Origin of the sequence: Kordia sp., from assembly GCF_050633145.1 — a bacterium.
Lineage (GTDB): Bacteria > Bacteroidota > Bacteroidia > Flavobacteriales > Flavobacteriaceae > Kordia.
In genome coordinates this window covers 1-1,082 of the sequence record NZ_JBOEFY010000113.1, presented here as the reverse complement: position 1 = coordinate 1,082, position 1,082 = coordinate 1, and the positions used below count along the sequence as shown (strand labels likewise).

The 1,082-nt window shown below is 39.5% G+C and carries 1 pseudogene; it reads right to left on the bottom strand.

The annotated features are described in order from the left end of the window. A pseudogene (locus tag ACRBBL_RS27465) lies at positions 1 to 1,082 on the bottom strand (CUB protein); the annotation flags it as partial.

Sequence of the window (1,082 nt, the reverse complement as noted above, 5' to 3'; positions counted from 1 at the left end):
TAGGTTACCGTTACTTGACCTGGTAATACTCCTCCAGTAATTTCACTTTCTGCATCAGTAAGATCAAAAATCCCGATTCCATCATTATCTGTATCACAGTATTCTAATGGTGTTGCTGGGAAAACTGCTGGTGTATCGTTGATATTTACGGTAAGTTGTGTTACGATATGACATCCTGTGTTGATATCTTCTACTCGTACAAAAACAGTATATGTTGTTGGTGTTGCGGTGTTATCATAAGGCATCACTAGCGCTCCTACATCACCTTCTGCATCTGCAGCAGTTAAGTGATAGGATACATTTAAGTCTGGATTTGATAAGGTAATCTCATCATTTTTAACCGTTAAGTCCGTTGGTGAAATACCATCTGCCGTTTCATCATCACAAGCTTCTAAAGTTGTTGGCACTGCTATAAGTGGCAAAGGCTGCACTTGCAATTCGAAGCTTCCTACCTGAACACATCCAAGAAGGTTTACTGCTCGAACCCAAATCAATTGCTCATGAGTTCCGTTTAGGTTTGTAATAGCGCCTATATTCCCATTCGCGTCTGCTTCACTTTCGTGATATGTAATCGTAAGACCTACTTGTCCATTTTCCACTGTAGTGGTATGCGTCGTCAAGTCGAACATTTCCATCATATCGCCAGGCATGACAACATCACAAGCAATTAACGGTGCAATATTATCTAGATTTGGAAGTGGATTTGTTATTAAGGTTACTTCTACCACATCAAAACATCCTGTAATATTATCTGTAACTCGCGCATGTATGATTTGAACTCCTGCCATACTTGTTGTAAACATCGTTGGAAGTTCTGTTCCTGCTGTTCCTGCTTGCGCTAAAGCATCAGTTTCATAATACGTTACTGTTGCTGTTCCTGCCAAACCGCCTAGAATCTCAGCATCTAAAGTAGATAAATCAAATGTTCCTAAGCTATCTGTATCATTACCATTTGTATCATCACAAACACTATAATTAGCTGGTGTAGTACCAACAATTCCTGGGTTTACTTGTAAAACTACTGTTGAGATATTTGCACAACCAGTAACCGTATTTTCAATACGAATAAATACCGGCTCTCC